The sequence below is a fragment of the Parvibaculum sp. MBR-TMA-1.3b-4.2 genome (assembly GCF_053628815.1).
Genome location: NZ_JBRJHC010000001.1, coordinates 3,667,129 through 3,683,087 on the forward strand (window position 1 = coordinate 3,667,129; position 15,959 = coordinate 3,683,087).

General features: G+C 61.9%; 17 protein-coding genes. 7 read left to right on the plus strand and 10 right to left on the minus strand.

What is annotated here, in order from left to right; translation table 11 throughout:
* Positions 1 to 47: 47 nt before the first annotated feature.
* Complete coding sequence (locus tag ACSSVQ_RS17560; protein WP_454184574.1) at positions 48 to 662, minus strand: GDYXXLXY domain-containing protein; 615 nt, start codon at positions 660 to 662, stop codon at positions 48 to 50.
* A complete protein-coding gene (locus ACSSVQ_RS17565) occupies positions 659 to 1,957 on the minus strand; it encodes a DUF2157 domain-containing protein (protein ID WP_454184575.1) in 1,299 nt (432 codons plus the stop codon). Before ACSSVQ_RS17565 ends, ACSSVQ_RS17560 begins: the two co-directional genes overlap by 4 nt.
* 293 nt (positions 1,958 to 2,250) lie before the next feature.
* Here ACSSVQ_RS17565 and ACSSVQ_RS17570 point away from each other — a divergent pair, with 293 nt between their 5' ends.
* Positions 2,251 to 2,679 (plus strand): CBS domain-containing protein, encoded by a 429-nt coding sequence (locus ACSSVQ_RS17570; protein ID WP_293325153.1) that lies wholly within the window; start codon positions 2,251 to 2,253, stop codon positions 2,677 to 2,679.
* A gap of 6 nt (positions 2,680 to 2,685) precedes the next feature.
* Here the strand turns inward: ACSSVQ_RS17570 and ACSSVQ_RS17575 are convergent, their stop codons facing one another.
* The 3 genes from ACSSVQ_RS17575 to folE form a co-directional block, all read right to left on the minus strand.
* Positions 2,686 to 3,756 carry a patatin-like phospholipase family protein gene (locus ACSSVQ_RS17575; protein ID WP_454184576.1) on the minus strand — a complete coding sequence of 357 codons (1,071 nt, stop codon included), beginning with the start codon at positions 3,754 to 3,756 and terminating at the stop codon, positions 2,686 to 2,688.
* 91 nt (positions 3,757 to 3,847) lie between these two features.
* Positions 3,848 to 4,279, minus strand: a complete 432-nt coding sequence (gene hisI, locus ACSSVQ_RS17580; protein ID WP_454184577.1) for a phosphoribosyl-AMP cyclohydrolase — start codon at positions 4,277 to 4,279, stop codon at positions 3,848 to 3,850.
* 80 nt (positions 4,280 to 4,359) lie between these two features.
* On the minus strand, positions 4,360 to 4,986 hold the full coding sequence (folE, locus tag ACSSVQ_RS17585) for a GTP cyclohydrolase I FolE (protein WP_167089973.1): 627 nt from the start codon (positions 4,984 to 4,986) through the stop codon (positions 4,360 to 4,362).
* 393 nt (positions 4,987 to 5,379) lie between these two features.
* On the opposite strand from folE, the gene cysS reads away from it, so the two are divergent.
* On the plus strand, positions 5,380 to 6,789 hold the full coding sequence (gene cysS, locus ACSSVQ_RS17590; protein WP_454184578.1) for a cysteine--tRNA ligase: 1,410 nt from the start codon (positions 5,380 to 5,382) through the stop codon (positions 6,787 to 6,789).
* A 12-nt stretch (positions 6,790 to 6,801) separates the two neighbouring features.
* Positions 6,802 to 7,254, plus strand: coding sequence for an iron-sulfur cluster assembly scaffold protein (locus tag ACSSVQ_RS17595; protein WP_454184579.1), 453 nt, complete (start codon positions 6,802 to 6,804; stop codon positions 7,252 to 7,254).
* A gap of 15 nt (positions 7,255 to 7,269) precedes the next feature.
* Here the strand turns inward: ACSSVQ_RS17595 and ACSSVQ_RS17600 are convergent, their stop codons facing one another.
* The 4 genes from ACSSVQ_RS17600 to ACSSVQ_RS17615 form a co-directional block, all read right to left on the minus strand.
* The gene (locus ACSSVQ_RS17600; protein WP_454184580.1) at positions 7,270 to 7,563 is read right to left on the minus strand and encodes a hypothetical protein; all 294 of its coding nucleotides are present in this window, start codon (positions 7,561 to 7,563) and stop codon (positions 7,270 to 7,272) included.
* A gap of 104 nt (positions 7,564 to 7,667) precedes the next feature.
* Positions 7,668 to 8,225, minus strand: a complete 558-nt coding sequence (locus ACSSVQ_RS17605; protein WP_454184581.1) for a hypothetical protein — start codon at positions 8,223 to 8,225, stop codon at positions 7,668 to 7,670.
* Positions 8,222 to 9,181, minus strand: coding sequence for an acyl-CoA desaturase (locus tag ACSSVQ_RS17610; protein WP_454184582.1), 960 nt, complete (start codon positions 9,179 to 9,181; stop codon positions 8,222 to 8,224). Before ACSSVQ_RS17610 ends, ACSSVQ_RS17605 begins: the two co-directional genes overlap by 4 nt.
* Positions 9,182 to 9,198: 17 nt before the next feature.
* Positions 9,199 to 9,750: a GbsR/MarR family transcriptional regulator gene (locus ACSSVQ_RS17615; protein ID WP_454184583.1), complete on the minus strand. Its 552-nt coding sequence runs from the start codon at positions 9,748 to 9,750 to the stop codon at positions 9,199 to 9,201.
* Between the two features lie 431 nt (positions 9,751 to 10,181).
* Between ACSSVQ_RS17615 and yidD the strand changes: the two genes are divergently transcribed.
* The 4 genes from yidD (at position 10,182) to ACSSVQ_RS17635 (ending at position 15,166) form a co-directional block, all read left to right on the plus strand.
* Positions 10,182 to 10,550, plus strand: coding sequence for a membrane protein insertion efficiency factor YidD (gene yidD / locus ACSSVQ_RS17620; RefSeq protein ID WP_454184584.1), 369 nt, complete (start codon positions 10,182 to 10,184; stop codon positions 10,548 to 10,550).
* Between the two features lie 34 nt (positions 10,551 to 10,584).
* Entirely contained in the window at positions 10,585 to 12,576 is a 1,992-nt protein-coding gene (gene thrS, locus ACSSVQ_RS17625; protein WP_454184585.1) for a threonine--tRNA ligase, read from the plus strand.
* Positions 12,577 to 12,634: 58 nt separating this feature from the next.
* Positions 12,635 to 13,306, plus strand: a complete 672-nt coding sequence (locus tag ACSSVQ_RS17630; RefSeq protein WP_454184586.1) for an HAD family hydrolase — start codon at positions 12,635 to 12,637, stop codon at positions 13,304 to 13,306.
* A gap of 84 nt (positions 13,307 to 13,390) precedes the next feature.
* A complete protein-coding gene (locus ACSSVQ_RS17635; protein ID WP_454184587.1) occupies positions 13,391 to 15,166 on the plus strand; it encodes a hypothetical protein in 1,776 nt (591 codons plus the stop codon).
* Here the strand turns inward: ACSSVQ_RS17635 and ACSSVQ_RS17640 are convergent.
* Positions 15,138 to 15,941, minus strand: a complete 804-nt coding sequence (locus ACSSVQ_RS17640) for a hypothetical protein (protein ID WP_454184588.1) — start codon at positions 15,939 to 15,941, stop codon at positions 15,138 to 15,140. The two genes, ACSSVQ_RS17635 and ACSSVQ_RS17640, sit on opposite strands and share 29 nt — an antisense overlap.
* Positions 15,942 to 15,959: the final 18 nt, after the last annotated feature.

Genomic DNA, 15,959 nt, shown 5'->3' on the forward strand with positions numbered 1-15,959 from the left:
CGTCCGCATCGGTGTATGGACGATCGGTTGTCTTGCGCCGTGCCTGGTCAGAACAGCGGTTCGTTGTAGATCGTCTTGCCGTCCATGCTGAGGGATTTAATGGCGGCTTCGCCGTTATCGGCCAGGGCGACATCGACAGTGAGTTCCGCGCGGTTGCGGGCCTTTTCGATGTCGCGACCCGATCCCTCCGGCACGAAATAGCTTTCGATGCCATATTTGATTTGCGCCGTGCCGCAGAGCGGGCAGGGGACCTCACGCGGTTTCCTGCGCTCGGGCGTCAGTCGCGGGCTGCGCTTGTCGATGCGGGTGATCCGTCCACGTATGATGTGGTTGCCCTCGGCGGGCTCCATCATCCTGGTGTCGAGGGCGACGGGGCGCCATTTCCCGGCCGTGTTTTTACTCAGTTCCACATAGACCGTGTCGCCTTTGGCCAGATCGCTCGTACCTTTGTAGGTGGTGAGGGCAATGTTGGAGATGGCGTAGCGCAGCACCACATAGTCGCCGCGAAAGATGTCGCGCGGGTCTACCGGCTCGGTTTCCAGCGTCACCACATTGCCGGAGCTGAGCAGGCTGACGCGGTCGGCAATCATCCAGCCCAGAAAGGCGAGCTGGCCTGCGAGCAGCACACCGAGCCCGATGGCGAAGCGTCTGCTGCCCGTCATGGCGCGGCTCCTTCCTCGTTGCCGACCGCTTTCACCATGCGGCGGCGCAGCCTTTCGAAGAAGAGGCTGCCCGCGATCAGCAGCAGGCCCCCGATGAGGAAGAAGGCGGCTGTGTCGAGCATGGTGCCCAGCGTGGCGAAATAGAGGTAGAGGACTTCGGCTGCGAAAGCCGCGAAGCCGCCATTGATGAGGAAGCGGCTGTGCCGGGCCGTTCCGTAGGAGACGAGCCAGACGGAAAGGGCGAGAAAGATCGCCGAATAGAGCCATTCGATGGCCGGGCCCATCGCGTGCATCAGCAGCGGATAAGCGAGCGCGGCAATCGACATGCCGCCGATGGCGAAGGCGTGGCGTGCTTCCAGCCGGCGCTGGGTCAGCGCGGAAATGCCGATGGCCAAAACGGCAAGCGCCATGACAATCGCGGCACCGATCCAGAGAGTGTTTATCGGACCGGCGTCATTGGCGGGGATCACATGCAGGATCCAGAAAACGGTGAAGGCGACGACGATGCCGTAATCTTCCGCGACATCGGCGAAGCGGGGAAGGCGGGCCTGGAGGGCGAGCGCGGCGAGCCAGAGGCCGATGGCATCCGCCACCACGAGCGCGGCAATGGCTCCCGGGCCGACGCCCATCCAGTTGCCGATGGCATAGGCGTTGAAAGCGAGCCATGCATAGCCGGTAACGATCCAGAGGTGGAAACCGGTGACCCAGGAAAAGCGGAGGATCAGTGCCAGCGCGAAAATCCACGGCAGGAAGAAGCCGATATGGGGAACCTCCTGATGGAGCGAGAGTGCGAAGCCCGACCAGACGATGGCAAGCAGCATGCCCAGCGCCAGCGCGGGGCGCGAGGGCAGGATGGCGGCGGCGGCCAGCGCGGCAACGCACCAGGCGAGGACGCCGCCGGGATCGTCCGTCTGGATATGATAGATCTGGGCGATCAGCATGATGGCCGCGCCGAAGAGGCACAGCCCCGTCAGAAGGGCGGCCTGGGCGAAGGCGGGGTGCCCGCGCCGGTCCGTCTGCCAGGCGATGCCATAGGCGGCGACAAGTCCCGCTCCGATCAAGGCGAGCCTGGTCAGCTTGGAAAGCTCCGCCCAGTTCGCGGCCACGAAGCTCATGGCGGCAAAACCGATCAGCACGGCGCCGAGGATGGCGAGGATGGCAGGGGTGCGCCGCGTGTCAGGCGTACGGGAAGCGTCCTCCAGGATTGCTTCGGCGTTGGCGGGCGTCACCCATCCGCGTTCGATCCAGAGATCGATATCGCGTTTGAGCCTTTGCAGGTAAGAGCGCTGCCACATCTGGAATTGGGCCTCTGAGGGTTGCCCGAACCGAACGGGATGATGTTGAGGGGATTATTCGGGCCGCCCCCCGGCAGTGTCAAAACAACCTTTCGAAAGGTTGGGTAGAACGGGAATCTTACCATTCTGTAATATACATCTTGCCTGGTGCGGCGCGATGCCGCATCATGATTTGGAGGGATGCTGTCTGCGGTATCCGGTGTTTTGGGAGGAATGCCGGATACAGCCCGCTACGGGGCAGTAACACGGGCCGGGATCAAAGGTCTCAAGCCCGCGAGGACGGAGGAGTTGCCATGAATGTTGCCTCAATCCTGAAGGAAAAAGGCTCCGAAGTGTCGACGGTCGGGCCGGACAAGCCCGTCGCCGAGGTTGCACGCGAACTCACCGAGCGCCGCATCGGCGCCGTGCTGGTGACAGAGGGAGAGCGTGTGCTCGGCATTCTTTCCGAGCGCGATATCGTCAAGGCGGTTGCGCGGGAAGGCAAGGAGGCGCTGGAGCGCCCGGCCCGCGATGTGATGACCTCACGGGTCATCACCTGCAGCCTGTCGGATACGGCAGAGCAGCTGATGGACGCCATGACGATGGGCCGTTTCCGCCATCTGCCGGTTATCGAGGATGAACGGCTGGTCGGCATCATCTCCATCGGCGATGTGGTGAAGCATCGCATTGCCGAGACGGTGATGGAGAAGGAAGCGCTGCAGCTTTACATCGCCAACGGCTAGGTTTTCCTACCGGGCCATTTCGATCGATTCGCGGATCAGGGGAAGAGCCTCTTCGGCGGCTTGCTCGCCGCGCGCGATCAGCTCGTCCGCATGGTCGAAATCCAGCAGGCTCAGATGCGCCACGCGCGGCGCGATCATGATGTCGGGCGGATCGCTTGCCATGCGCATGCGGCCCACGCGGTCCGTCACGATATTGAGCGAGGCGAGCATGACGGAGGCGATGCCGGGCTCGCGCGGGCTTTCGCGGCCGACCACCTTTTTCATCAGCTCCATCTCTTCATTGTTCTTGCGGCTCCAGCCGAACAGCATGTCGTAAATGCGTTCCGACATGCTGTCGGGTTCGCCGTCGCCGTTGCGGCGCAGGCCCTTGGCGCGTTCTTCTTCCTCCAGCTCCTCTTCCAGTTCCTCCAGGAGCTGGTCGTCGGACCGCGCTTCCTCCGGCGAGCGGTAATAGGGCTCGGGCTGGCGGCCCACATGGCGCGCGCGGCCGGAAGGGTCGAAGGGATCGTTATTGAGGTTCACCGCGATCACCACATGAGCGCCGAGCGCGCGGGCGACCGAGACGGGCACGGGGTTCACCAGCGCGCCGTCGATGAGCCAGCGGCCGTCCACCGAGACGGGCGAAAAGACGCCGGGGAGCGCGTAGGAGGCGCGGATCGAATCGATAAGCCCGCCTTCATGCAGCCATAGCTCGTGGCCGGTGGTGAGCTCGGTTGCCACGCCCACGAAGCGGCGTTCCATATCCTCGATGTTCAGGTCGGCGAGATGGGTGTGCATGATTTCGCGCAGCTTTGCATCGCCGATGAGGCCGGATGAGCGGAAGCGGAAATCGAGCAGGCTCAGCATGCGCCGCCTTGTGAGCGAGCGGGCGAACTCCTCCAGCACGTCGAGCTTGCCCGCCGCCTCGCAGCCGCCGACCAGCGCGCCGATGGAGGTGCCGGAAATGATGTCGGGCTCGATGCCGGCCTTGCGCAGCGTGCGCAGGACGCCGATATGCGTCCAGCCGCGCGCGACACCGGCGCCCAGTGCTATGCCGACTACAGGGCGGCGTTTGGGGGGAAGGGGGACCTGTTTCATCGGGGGGCGCTCACTCGGGGACAATACTCATAATCCTCCCTATGTGTGCATTGCGGCAAAAAATAGCCACCATCTGGAAGCTTACGCGGATTTAAAGTTTCTCAGCGCCGGTAGGTTCGAGCGCCAGCGGCTTGCCCGCCGCGCCCTTCAGCGGCACCCGGCGGTAGAAACAGGAGCGGTAGCCGACATGGCAGCAGCCACCATCGCCGCCGACATTCACCTTGAGCTGGAGCGTGTCCTGGTCGCAATCGGTGAGCATTTCGACGACCGTCTGGATCTGGCCGCTCGTGTCGCCCTTGTGCCATAGCTCGCCGCGCGAGCGGCTCCAGTACCAGGCCTCGCCGGTTTCGATGGTTTTGCTCAGGGCTTCCTCGTTCATATAGGCGACCATGAGGATGTCGCCCGTTTCCGCGTCGGTGGTGACGACGGTGATGAGGCCGGCCGCGTCGAATTTCGGCGAAAAGCCCGAGCCTTCTTCCAGCTCGGCCTTGTCCCCTCGCGGACTGAAATAGGTATCGCTCATTTCGTGCTCCGAAAATGAAAGGCCCCGCCATTCAATGAAGGGCGGGGCCTGATGTCAAAGCGGGGACTTACCGTCCCGGATCAGTATCCGCGGATCATCTGCATGAAGCGTGCTTCCATGCGGGGGTCTTCGCGGAAGACGCCGGTGAATTGCGAGGTGATGGTCGCAACTTCGGGCTTCTTCACGCCGCGCGTGGTCATGCATTGATGCTTCGCCTCGATCAGGATGGCGACGCCCTGCGGCTCCAGCGCCTGATTGATGCAATCGGCGACCTGCGCCGTCATGGTTTCCTGCGTCTGGAGGCGCTTGCCGAAAATCTCGATCACGCGGGCGAGCTTGGAAATGCCCACCACTTTGCGCGTCGGGACATAGGCGACATGGGCGCGGCCCAGGATCGGCACCATGTGGTGTTCGCAATGGGATTCGATGTCGATATCCCGGAGCATCACCATGTCATGGTAGCCCTCGACCTCCTCGAAGGTGCGGCCCAGTTCCTTGTAAGGGTCTTCCTGATAGCCGGCGAAAAACTCTTCATAGGCGCGGGTCACGCGACCGGGCGTGTCCAGCAGGCCCTCGCGGTCGGGGTTGTCGCCCGCCCATGCGATGAGGGTTCGTACAGCGGCTTCGGCTTCTTCGCGGCTCGGCTTCTGGATCACCTTGTTACGCTCTTCTTCTTTGTGGGCCCGAAGCCCATCAACCGGATTCATGTCCATTTCGACCAATCTCTTTTAGGGGTTTCCCGACCGATGCCCGCCGCTTTTGCGCCGGGCGCCTGCCGGTTCAAGTCATAGGCAGCTCCGGCTAATCCATTGCCGTATCTACCTATTTTGCCCATCAAGCACGGGTCTTATGCCATGCCGTAGTTGATGTGACACCGTCTAAAGGATGCATATAGCTTTGCGAAAACTGGCTATCAAGTTTTGCAGGTTTCTTACTGGGCGCAAAGTGGCGGCCTGACGGAGGGCCGGCCCGCTTCTTTAGACGCAGGAAACCGCCGTTTGGATCGCCGGTATCGCGGCCTTGCGGGGGGAAAACCCTTCCTTTAACAACGGCACAGAAGGGCGGAGCAAGATGAGGCCTCCCGCCCGGTGGAGCACTTCATGAATTCTGACAAAAGCGGCTATACGCTCACCCTGCACAACTCGCTGACCCGCAAGAAGGAGGTCTTCGAGCCGCTCGATCCGCAGCGGGTGACGATGTATGTCTGCGGCCCCACCGTCTACAACTACGCCCATATCGGCAATGCGCGGCCCGCCGTGGTGTTCGACGTGCTGGCGCGGCTGCTGCGCCGCCTCTACCCGCATCTCGTCTATGCTCGCAACATCACCGATATCGAGGACAAGATCATCAAGGCGGCGGCGGAGCAGGGCGTGCCCATTTCCACCGTGACGCAGAAATATGCCGATATCTACCGGAACGATATGGGGACGCTCGGCGTGTTGTCGCCCGATATCGAGCCGCTGGCGACCGAGACCATCGACGGCATGATCTCGATGATCGCCCGCCTCATCGAAAGCGGGAACGCCTATGAGGCGGAGGGCCATGTGCTCTTCAACGTGCCGAGCGATGCCGAGTATGGCGCGCTGTCGGGCCGCGACCGCGACGACATGGTGGCGGGCGCCCGCGTGGAGGTCGCACCCTACAAGAAGGATCCGGCGGACTTCGTACTCTGGAAGCCGTCAACGGACGATCAGCCCGGCTGGGACAGCCCCTGGGGCCGGGGGCGGCCTGGCTGGCATATCGAATGCTCGGCCATGATCGAGAAGCATCTGGGCGAAACCATCGACATTCATGGCGGCGGTATCGACCTTCAGTTCCCCCATCACGAGAACGAGCTGGCGCAAAGCACATGCGCGCATGGCGGCAAGACCTTTGCGCGCTTCTGGCTCCACAATGGTTTCGTGAACATCGAGAAGGAGAAGATGTCGAAATCGATCGGCAATGTTCTTCTCGTGCACGACCTCATCAAGGAAGCGCCGGGCGAGGCCATTCGTCTTGCGCTGCTGAACGGCCATTACCGTCAGCCACTGGACTGGACCGCCGAGGGCCTTGCCCAGGCGCGCCGCATGCTGGACCGGCTTTACGGGGCGCTGCGCGGGCTTGCCGATGTGAAGGCGGAGCGGGGCGCGAATGACGGCGTGCCGCCGGCCTTCATGGAAGCGCTGTGCGACGATCTCAACACGCCGAAGGCGCTGGCCGTGCTTTTCGATCTGGCGTCGCGGGCCAATAGCGAGACGGACCCCGGTACGCGGGCGCAGCTCAAAAGCGAGCTGATCGGCGCGGGCGCCGTGATCGGGCTTCTGCAGATGGACCCTGAAGAATGGTTTGCAGGGGCGGGCCTCGGACCCAATATAGAGGCTGAGGAAATCGAGAAGCTGATCGCCGCGCGCAATGCGGCGCGCAAGGAGAAGAATTTCGCCGAGGCCGACCGCATTCGCGACGAGCTGGCGGAAAACGGGATCCAGATCGAGGACGGACCGCAGGGCACGAGCTGGCGGGTCGCCGGCTGAGGTTTTAGACGCATGCTGAACGACATCTACAACAAGCGCATTCTGGAGCTTGCGGCGGATATTCCGTTCTGCGAGCGCCTCGACGCGCCGGATGCGTCCTCGACGCAGGTGTCGAAGCTGTGCGGTTCCAAGGTGACGGTGGATGTGAAGATGGAGGGCGACAAGGTGGTCGCCTATGGCGCCGACGTAAAGGCCTGCGCGCTGGGCCAGGCCTCATCCTCCATCATGGCGCGGCATGTGATCGGCTCCACCGCGCAGGAACTGCATGAAGTCGGCGCCGCCATGCGCGCCATGCTGAAGCAAGGCGGCGAGCCGCCGCGCGAGATTTATGGCGGCAAGTGGAAGGACCTCGAAGTGCTCGAGCCCGTCCGCGACTACAAGGCCCGCCACGCCTCCACGCTGCTGGTCTTCGACGCGGTGGAAGACGCCGTGGACAAGGCGATGGCCGCGGCGGAGAAGGTTTGAGGGGTTCTTCTGGAGTTAGGCCTTCACTTGAGCAATCGTGATTGCTCCCAGACGCAGCTGTAGATGTTTGGCCGTTCTAAGAAGCTCTGCCGCCTCAGCTGGAGCAAAGACCAATCCGACCCGCCGTGTTTCGCCCACTTGAATCGGTTTTCCCTCGAAAATCAGTCTGCAAATAGCGACTGAATTGCTGCTGCTGTCGTCAAGATAGCAGGACGCCTGAAAACCGCTTGCCAACTCTGCGTGGGGAGTTGCTTCGCTTCCGACGAAGGAGACGTCTGCAAATAGTTGCGGTTCCTGCAAGTAGGGCATGTCTTGGTTGCGAGTTGGGAGGGGCTGAGAACGAGTGTAACAATAAGCGACCGCGCTATTCACTCTTCGGATTGAAAAGGTCTGGGGCCGTATTTTCGACCTTTTCAGAATGCGAAAAATCCAGCCAGAAAAACGATAGCTAAAATCGGAACCAGTAGGATTGCGGCTGCTAGTGCGACTACCGCGGAAAAGGCAATGGCAGGCCGGTAGGGGGGCGTTTTGTGAAGGCGGTCCCTCAGCTCGTCGAGGGAGAGGCTCCAGATTTCCGGATCGAGCGGACGATTGTGGAGGCTGGTAGCGCTCTTCCCTCGCCGGAACGCTTGCCAGGTTTCGCGCGGAGCCATAAAGCAACCCAGGAACACCAGCGGCAGGCAGAAAACGAGCGTGGCCGGATGACGAAACGGCTCCGCGCCAAATTCCCAGCTCGCGATGAGGCATTCACCTTTGATCGAACAGGGATAGTTTGTCACGAGGTGGTGGATGTCATGCGCGACGATGGCTTTTCTGCGCCAATGGAAATTGGGCAACCTGAGAGACAGGGGGCCGAGTCTGACCGCCCAGCTCTGCGCCTCCGCGTAGTTCTCCGGCAGTTGCTGGGATTGCCGGAATGTCGCAAGGGCGGTGGCAACGGTTTCAGTTCCGTCGGTGCGCCGGGTCGTCATGGCGTATTCCCAATATTTGCCTGCTGTTTGGACGCTATCGACAGGGCTCTGTTGCTGACCGGGCTGATGCCTCGACGGGGCGGTAGGTTCGCTGGAAGTTTAATGTCCCACGCCAAGCCTAAATATTCGAGCAGCCGGATGAAATGCCACCCAAGGTCGATCTGGCCCGGATAGAGACCGTGCCGCGCGGAGCGAGGAAATGCGTGGTGATTGTTGTGCCAGCTTTCTCCCATGGTCGGGATGGCCATGAGCGGCACGTTGTGCGCCTGTATCACTGCACCGTCGACAATCCAGTCCTGCGGGCCCTGAGTGTGGGCGAAGTAGGAGATGAACCAGTGCATGGTGGTACAGGCGGCGACGCGTACGAAAACGCCCCAAACGAGCCACGGCATGCCACCAATCAGGTAGAAGAGCAAAGCGATCGGGATCTGTTGAAGCATCCATGTCCGGTCGATGAAACGATAGAACCAGTCATCTGCGATGCCGGGGCCAGGATTGAATCCGGGCGGCTTTTCCAGCTGCAGTCTGCCGTGCAGATAAAGAAGGCCGTCAGCAAGGAGGCCTTTCTCATGACGAAGAAACGGGTGGCAGTCGGGCTGGCGTTGCGCCCAGTCGCGGAAGTCGTGCAGCTTGATGGTCCAGAGTGGACCTCCCATCCCGACGGCGGTGCCCATCCAGACCAGTATGCGTTCGAGCCATTTCGGGCATTCGAAGCTTCTGTGTATGAGGCGACGATGGAAGCCGACGGAGTGGCCAGTACAAAGGGTCAGAGCGGAAAAGGCCAGAAAGAGTAGGAACGCATCCCAAGTGAAATAGATAGGTCCTAGGATCACGGCTGCGGCAAGCATCATGGCGTTCCAGATGGAGCGGGCAGGGTCCCAAACGACTTTTCCGCCCGAGGGGCTCGCCCGGTCGAGATCGGTCAGGGAATTGACCTTGAAGGCATCGTTTTCCACGGGTGTCGTTTTCCTTCTCAATCTGGGGGCTGCCGGCGTCGGGCGGCCGGCCCCCTTCCGAACATTCGCGCGGCTGTCCTGCCGACCCCCACGAGCCGTTTCAGTGCATGCGGAGACAGCCTCTGCGCCTGGAAATCGAGGGCGGCGATGTCTTTGGCCATTTCGTAAAGCTTGCGGAGCTGCCTTTCTGTGGTGCTGTCCACCGCGCCGTCATCCCTCGCTTCGCGCCAGCAGCTTTCGAGCGTCTCGAGGGCTTCCGGGAGGTCCCGCTCGCTTCTCTTTGCGAGACCGGCCAGAAGCATCTCCCAAGGATCTTTCGCGGTTTCCCAGCCACGCTCGTGGCTTCCGAAAACCAGACCGAAGCTTTTGAGAAATTCGACTGCTTCCCCGGCCTCGGTCGTGGAAAGGTCCAGACTGCCGGAAATTGCGGAAAGCGGCACCGGTCTGGGACTCGCATACAGCAGGGCATGGAGACGGCACGGCGTTTCTGGCAGGCCCCAGCGCGGTCCCAGCTCGCCGAAATAGTCGACGAATTTCTCGATCGGTGCGGAAACGGTCAAGCTCTTCACCAGCCCCCCTTCTGGAGTTGCTTTGACATTTGGAAGTGTTACATAGAATTAAGCGGAATGTGTTGTCCTGATTTCTGGTCAAGGCGGGACGCCGCCGCTTTGTTTGAGACGAGGATGATCGCGTGTTCGATGAAAGCGCCATATTTTCCGACCTGAGGAGTGGGACTGGCTCGCAGCCCGATACCCTCACTAGCACCGGCCCGGCGGACTGACCCCGGGCCCGGCCGCTCCTGCGCGCCTGATCTCCGTCCGGGCGGCCTCATTTTCCTGATTTTTCGTCGTTTTCCCAAGATTTCACAGGGTTTCCGGCCTCACTCCGTCCGTGCGGAGCGCCGGTTGTGCCCCCCGGAAATTAGGGCTAACAAGGTCCCGTTCCGCCCGGTTTTTGCGGGCGAATCGGGATTGGATGCCAAAGCACGCAAGAGTGGCGCATGACAGCCGACCGCCCGGTTGGAAAAGCTGTTTCCTTCGCGATGCGGGGCATGATCCGGGCCTACAGCCTGATCGTGTCGCCGCTTCTGGGGTCGAATTGCCGGCATTTGCCGACCTGTTCGGCCTATACCGCGGAGGCGATCGACCGCTTCGGGCCCTGGCGCGGCTTCTGGCTGGGCTTGTCGCGCATCCTGCGCTGCAGGCCCGGCGGCAGCCATGGTTTCGATCCGGTGCCGCTGACGCTGGAGCCGGAGCCTTTCTGGGCCCCCTGGCGCTATGGCATCTGGACGGAGCGCGCGATGAAGAAAAAGGCCGCCGAGACCATGAAGGCGCATGAGGCGGAAAAAGACGCTGCACGGACTGTTTGAGAAACGACCCGCATGACGGGCATGAGAGACGATAATGATTGCACTGAAAATGCCGGACGGCTCGGTCCGTGAAATCGAAAAACCGGTGGATGGCTTCGCCTTTGCCGAAAGCATCTCCAAGTCGCTCGCCAAAAAGGCGGTTGCGCTGAAGATCGACGGCGAGATGAAAGATCTCTCCACAACAATCGATCATGATTGCGCCATCGAAGTGGTGGTGCGCGAGAGCGACGACGGCGTGGACCTGCTGCGCCATGACGCCTCGCATGTGATGGCGGAGGCCGTGCAGGAGCTGTTTCCCGGCACGCAGGTCACCATCGGCCCGGTGATCGAGAACGGCTTTTATTACGACTTTGCGCGCGAAGAACCCTTCCGCATGGAAGACCTCGAAAAGATCGAGGAGCGGATGCGCGAGATCGTGGATCGCGACGAGAAGATCCAGCGCGAGGTCTGGAACCGCAATGAGGCCATCGAGCACTTCAAGGAAATCGGCGAAGTCTACAAGGCGGAGATCATTTCCGACCTGCCCGAGAGCGAGGAAATCTCGGTCTACCGGCAGGGCAACTGGAAGGACCTTTGCCGGGGCCCGCATCTGCCCTCCACGGGCATGCTCGGCAAGGCCTTCAAGCTCACGAAACTCGCCGGCGCCTATTGGCGCGGCGACAGCCGCAACGAGATGCTTCAGCGCATCTATGGCACGGCATGGGCGAATGAGAAGGACCTCAAAGCCTATCTGACCATGCTCGAGGAAGCGGAGAAGCGCGACCACCGCAAGCTCGGCCAGGAGATGGATCTGTTTCATTTCCAGCCGGAGGCGCAAGGGTCGGTCTTCTGGCACCCCAAGGGCTTTCTCATCTGGCGTCAGCTCGAAGCCTATATCCGCCGGCAGCTCGATGCGGACGGCTATAATGAGGTGAAGACGCCGCAGCTTATCGACAACAAGCTGTGGGAGCAGTCTGGCCATTGGGGCAAGTTTCGCGAAAACATGTTCGTCGTACCGGATGAAATTCCGTCCACGGATGATGACTCGCCTGTCATTACGGGCGAGGCGAACCTGCTTGCGCTGAAGCCGATGAACTGTCCGGCTCATGTGCAGATTTTCAAGCAAGGCACGAAGTCCTATCGCGACCTGCCGCTGCGCATGGCCGAATTCGGCTGTTGCCACCGCAACGAGCCGCATGGCGCGCTGCACGGGCTGATGCGCGTGCGCCAGATGACGCAGGACGATGCGCATATCTTCTGCCGGGACGATCAGGTGACGGACGAGACGCGCCGTTTCCTCGATCTCTTCTCCCGCGTCTATAACGATATGGGACTGACCAAGATCGCCTATAAGCTTGCCACGCGGCCGGACGTGCGCGCGGGCGACGATGCGACATGGGATCGCGCGGAAAAAGCGCTTGCCGACGCGCTGACCTCCGCCGGGCTCGATTTCGACTATGCGGAAGGCGAGGGCGCGTTCTACGGGCCGAAGCTCGAATTCCATCTGACGGATGCCATCGGCCGGACCTGGCAGGCGGGCACGCTGCAGCTCGACTATGTGCTGCCGGAACGCCTCGATGCGAGTTATGTGGGCGAGGACGGCAATCGCCATCGCCCGGTCATGCTGCATCGCGCGGTGTTCGGCACGTTCGAGCGCTTCATGGGCCTTCTGATCGAGCATTATGCGGGCCGCTTCCCGCTCTGGCTTGCGCCGGTACAGGTGGTGGTGGCGACGATCACGTCAGAGGCCGACGCGTATGCGGAAGAGGCCGTGCGCCAGCTTCGCGCGGCGGGCATTCGCGTCGAGGCCGATCTTCGCAACGAGAAGATCAACTACAAGGTGCGCGAGCATTCTGTGGCGAAGGTGCCGGTCATCTTCGTGGCGGGCAAGCGCGAGGCGGAGGAACAGACCGTCTCCATCCGCCGCCTCGGTAGCAAGGAGCAGTCCTCGATGACGCTGGAAGAGGCGCTCCGCCATATGGTGGACGAGGCGACGCCGCCCGATCTTGTGCCTGCCAAGGCAAAGGCTTCTCAGGCTGCCGACTAAGGTTTGAAAAGGGGAAGCGAAGGCTTCCCCTTCTTCGTTTGTTTCAGGGTCCCGGACAATGCCATTTCCCAATCCCGTCGAAGCTGTGATTTTCGATATGGATGGATTGCTGCTCGATACGGAGCGTATCTACAAGGTCGTGCTCCAGCGGGCCTGCACCGCGCTCCGGTATGAGATGAGCGATGAGCTGTTCCATTCGCTGATCGGCGTGCCGGGGCAGGAGGGGTACCGAATGCTGCAAGCGCATTTCGGTCCGGATTTTCCACTCGATGCCTATAAGTCGGAAATCGGCGTCATCGCGGGAGAGTTGCTTGCCGATGGCGTGCCGCTCAAAGCGGGGGCGGCGGATATTCTCCTGGCGCTGGATAGCTGGGGCGTGCCCATTGCTCTTGCCACCTCGTCCAACCGGTCCGTTGCGGAAGGGCATCTGACGAAGGCGGGCATTCGCCAGCATTTCGAGCTCATCTTCACGGGCGACGAAGTGTCGAAGGGCAAGCCGCATCCGGAAATCTTCGAGAAGGCCGTGGCGGCTCTGGGGCTCGCGGCGGCGCATTGCGTGGTGCTGGAAGACTCCCATAACGGTATCCGTGCCGCCCATGCGGCCCGCACCATGCCGGTCATGGTGCCCGATATCGTCCTGCCGACCGATGAGATCCGTGCCAAATGCGTTGCCGTTGCGAGCGACCTCCATGAGGTGCGTTCTCTGCTTGCGGATCGCCTGGCGCCATAAGCTTCGCCTACTCGACGGGAAGGGCCGGCCGGATTATGGTTAGCTCACGCGACGGGGTACTTCGCGAGAGGGAAGGGGCTTCTTATGAAGCTGCTGACGGTGTTCTGCGCCGGATTGGTCTTGATGCTGGCCGGTGCGGCGGTTGCGCGTGCGGAATCCATGGCGCCTGTGGGCACGGCGCTGGACGGACCGGACTATGCGGCGGGCCGCGCGCCTGTCGACGCGCAGGCGCCGCGCGATTTCCAGTGGCGGATTACCAAAACGGCATGGACCGAAAGCGACGAGCGCGCCTTTGCTGCGTTCGTGACCGCGATCGGGGAGAGCGGCTGCCGGACCTTCGATGAATGCCTAAAGGGGCCGTGGAACATCTATCGGGCTTCCGATCCCAAAGGCCTCTTCTTCTATGCCGATTGCGCAGACCTGCCTTACATGCTGCGGGGCTATTTCGCCTGGAAGAACGGGCTGCCCTTTTCCTATGCCAATGGCGTGGCGGCGGTAGGGCGCTCACGGGACCTGCGTTATTCGCGGCACGGCAATTACGTTTACAGCCGTCGCGATTTCGTCTCGTCGGTCTCGGGGAATTATCCGAACGGCTATCAGGCCATGCGCGAGATGGCGAACACGATTTCGACCGCCATGTACCGCTTCGAACCCGGTATCGCGCGCGGACAGCCTTTCGACTTTTACCCGGTGAAGATTTCCCGAAGCTCGATCCGTCCGGGCACCGTTATCTACGATCCGAACGGGCATGTCGCCGTCGTCTACAAGGTAACGCCGGACGGGCGTATCCGCTTCATCGACAGCCACCCGGACAATTCGCTGACACGGGGAAGCTATGGCCAGCGTTTCGTGCGCGCCTCGCCTGGCATGGGGGCCGGGTTCAAGAATTTCCGTCCACTGACTCTGGTCGGGGCATCGCCGGACGAGAACGGCTCGCTTGTCGGCGGGCACATCGTGCCTGCATCGAATGCCACACTCAAAGACTGGTCGGACGAGCAGTTCTACGGCAATGCCGACAGGCGCAACCGCAACTGGCACGCGGCGCGCTTCCTCTTCAAGGGGCAGGCCATGGGGTATTACGATTATGTGCGTCAGGCGGTTGCCGCGCATAATGTCGTCTACGATCCCATTCGCGAAACGCGCCTGATGATGCGCGAGGTCTGCGACGATCTTCATTACCGCGTGCAGGCAGTCGATACCGCCTTGCGTGCCGGTATTCAGGAGCGTGCGCAGCCATCGCATCTGCCGAACAACATCTACGGCACGTCGGGCGACTGGGAGACTTATTCCACGCCGTCACGCGATGCGCGACTTAAATCCTCATTTGTCGAATTGAAGCAGCAGGTGGCCCGTTTCCTGAAGATGGCGGAGGAGGGCAGTGCGAAGCTCGATTATGCGGGCGGCAATCTCGCCATCGATCTTGCCGCGCTTTATGGAAGTGAGGCTCAGCTGTGCCGCATCGTCTATGTGGCAAGCGATCAATCGCGCCGCGGCTTGAGCTTTGAGGATGTGCGCAAGCGGCTCTTTCGCCTGTCCTTCGATCCCTATCATTGCGTCGAGCGCCGCTGGGGCGCGCGGGGCGCGGAGCTGGACAGCTGCCGCGACGGGGGCACGAAACAGGCCTGGTATCGAGCCGAGCAGCGGCTGCGCAACCAGACCGAGCGGAGCTATGAGACGCAGATGGGGTTCACGCTCGCCGAGCTTCGCCGTGCCGTGCCGGGCTCGGGCGTGGATGCGCCGCCCGACACGGATGTCCTTTCCATGCTGCGGATCGCGGCGGGCAAGACAGACGCGCCGGTGGTCGACGTTGTTTCCGGTGGCGATGTGCCGATCAGAAGCGGTGCCACACTCCCAGAGTGACTCCGCTTTCCTCCAGCGCATTGCGGCCGAACACGGTATGGAGCGCGCCCACTTCCAGCGACCAATCCTTCGCTACTTCATAAACGAGAGAGACGGCGAGTTTCGATTCCTGCGTGCCTTGGCGGCGCAGATCGCCGAGATTGGCGGCGTTGCGGCTTTCGAAGAGCAGCATCACGTTGCGCCATGGCTTCAGTCCCAGCGTGACGTCGGCCCGGAGCTTGTCCGGGCGGCCGCCGCTGGAGAAGCTATAGCCGATTTCCTGGACGCTGAAGATATCCATGCCCAGTAATGTGTCGCTGCTGGCGAGTGTGCCGCCCGCCTCGATATCCGTGTCGCCGGGACCGGGCATGGAGGGGTCGTCGCCGGATCTCATCAGATGGATGGTTGCGATGGGCTGGAGGGAAAACTCCGTACCCTGCCATTCTCCCAGCGCGTAGCGGATGCCGAGCTTCGCCCGAGAAAACCCCTGACTGGTGAAGCGGGCGCCCGCGTGCCAGTTCTTTCGGTCCTGTTTCCAGGCCAATTCCCCGAGAAGGGTCAGGTCTTTGAAAAGCCCGTGCTCGCCATAGGCCGTGATTTCGCGTTTCCGGTAGGGGAGGAGGTCGTATCGCCTGCCATTATGGTCGAATTTGGTGTCGGCACTGGATTGCGTCGCGCGAATGATTATCTGTGATTTGCCGGGTGGTACAGGCCAGCCGCCAGCGTGCGCGTCCGGCGCACATGCCAATATAGCGGTGCAAGCCAATACGGCCGCACGTGAAATATGCGGTCCCACCAGCCGCTCTCCCGCCCA

Excerpts from the sequence above, each read along its gene's own strand:
- ACSSVQ_RS17570 (WP_293325153.1), top strand. The coding sequence starts at position 2,251 with ATGAATGTTGCCTCAATCCTGAAGGAAAAAGGCTCCGAAGTGTCGACG.
- cysS (WP_454184578.1), top strand. The coding sequence starts at position 5,380 with ATGAATTCTGACAAAAGCGGCTATACGCTCACCCTGCACAACTCGCTG.
- yidD (WP_454184584.1), top strand. The coding sequence starts at position 10,182 with ATGACAGCCGACCGCCCGGTTGGAAAAGCTGTTTCCTTCGCGATGCGG.
- ACSSVQ_RS17595 (WP_454184579.1), top strand. The coding sequence starts at position 6,802 with ATGCTGAACGACATCTACAACAAGCGCATTCTGGAGCTTGCGGCGGAT.
- ACSSVQ_RS17630 (WP_454184586.1), top strand. The coding sequence starts at position 12,635 with ATGCCATTTCCCAATCCCGTCGAAGCTGTGATTTTCGATATGGATGGA.
- ACSSVQ_RS17560 (WP_454184574.1), bottom strand. The coding sequence starts at position 662 with ATGACGGGCAGCAGACGCTTCGCCATCGGGCTCGGTGTGCTGCTCGCA.
- thrS (WP_454184585.1), top strand. The coding sequence starts at position 10,585 with ATGATTGCACTGAAAATGCCGGACGGCTCGGTCCGTGAAATCGAAAAA.
- ACSSVQ_RS17565 (WP_454184575.1), bottom strand. The coding sequence starts at position 1,957 with ATGTGGCAGCGCTCTTACCTGCAAAGGCTCAAACGCGATATCGATCTC.
- ACSSVQ_RS17575 (WP_454184576.1), bottom strand. The coding sequence starts at position 3,756 with ATGAAACAGGTCCCCCTTCCCCCCAAACGCCGCCCTGTAGTCGGCATA.
- ACSSVQ_RS17635 (WP_454184587.1), top strand. The coding sequence starts at position 13,391 with ATGAAGCTGCTGACGGTGTTCTGCGCCGGATTGGTCTTGATGCTGGCC.
- hisI (WP_454184577.1), bottom strand. The coding sequence starts at position 4,279 with ATGAGCGATACCTATTTCAGTCCGCGAGGGGACAAGGCCGAGCTGGAA.
- ACSSVQ_RS17600 (WP_454184580.1), bottom strand. The coding sequence starts at position 7,563 with ATGCCCTACTTGCAGGAACCGCAACTATTTGCAGACGTCTCCTTCGTC.
- folE (WP_167089973.1), bottom strand. The coding sequence starts at position 4,986 with ATGAATCCGGTTGATGGGCTTCGGGCCCACAAAGAAGAAGAGCGTAAC.
- ACSSVQ_RS17605 (WP_454184581.1), bottom strand. The coding sequence starts at position 8,225 with ATGACGACCCGGCGCACCGACGGAACTGAAACCGTTGCCACCGCCCTT.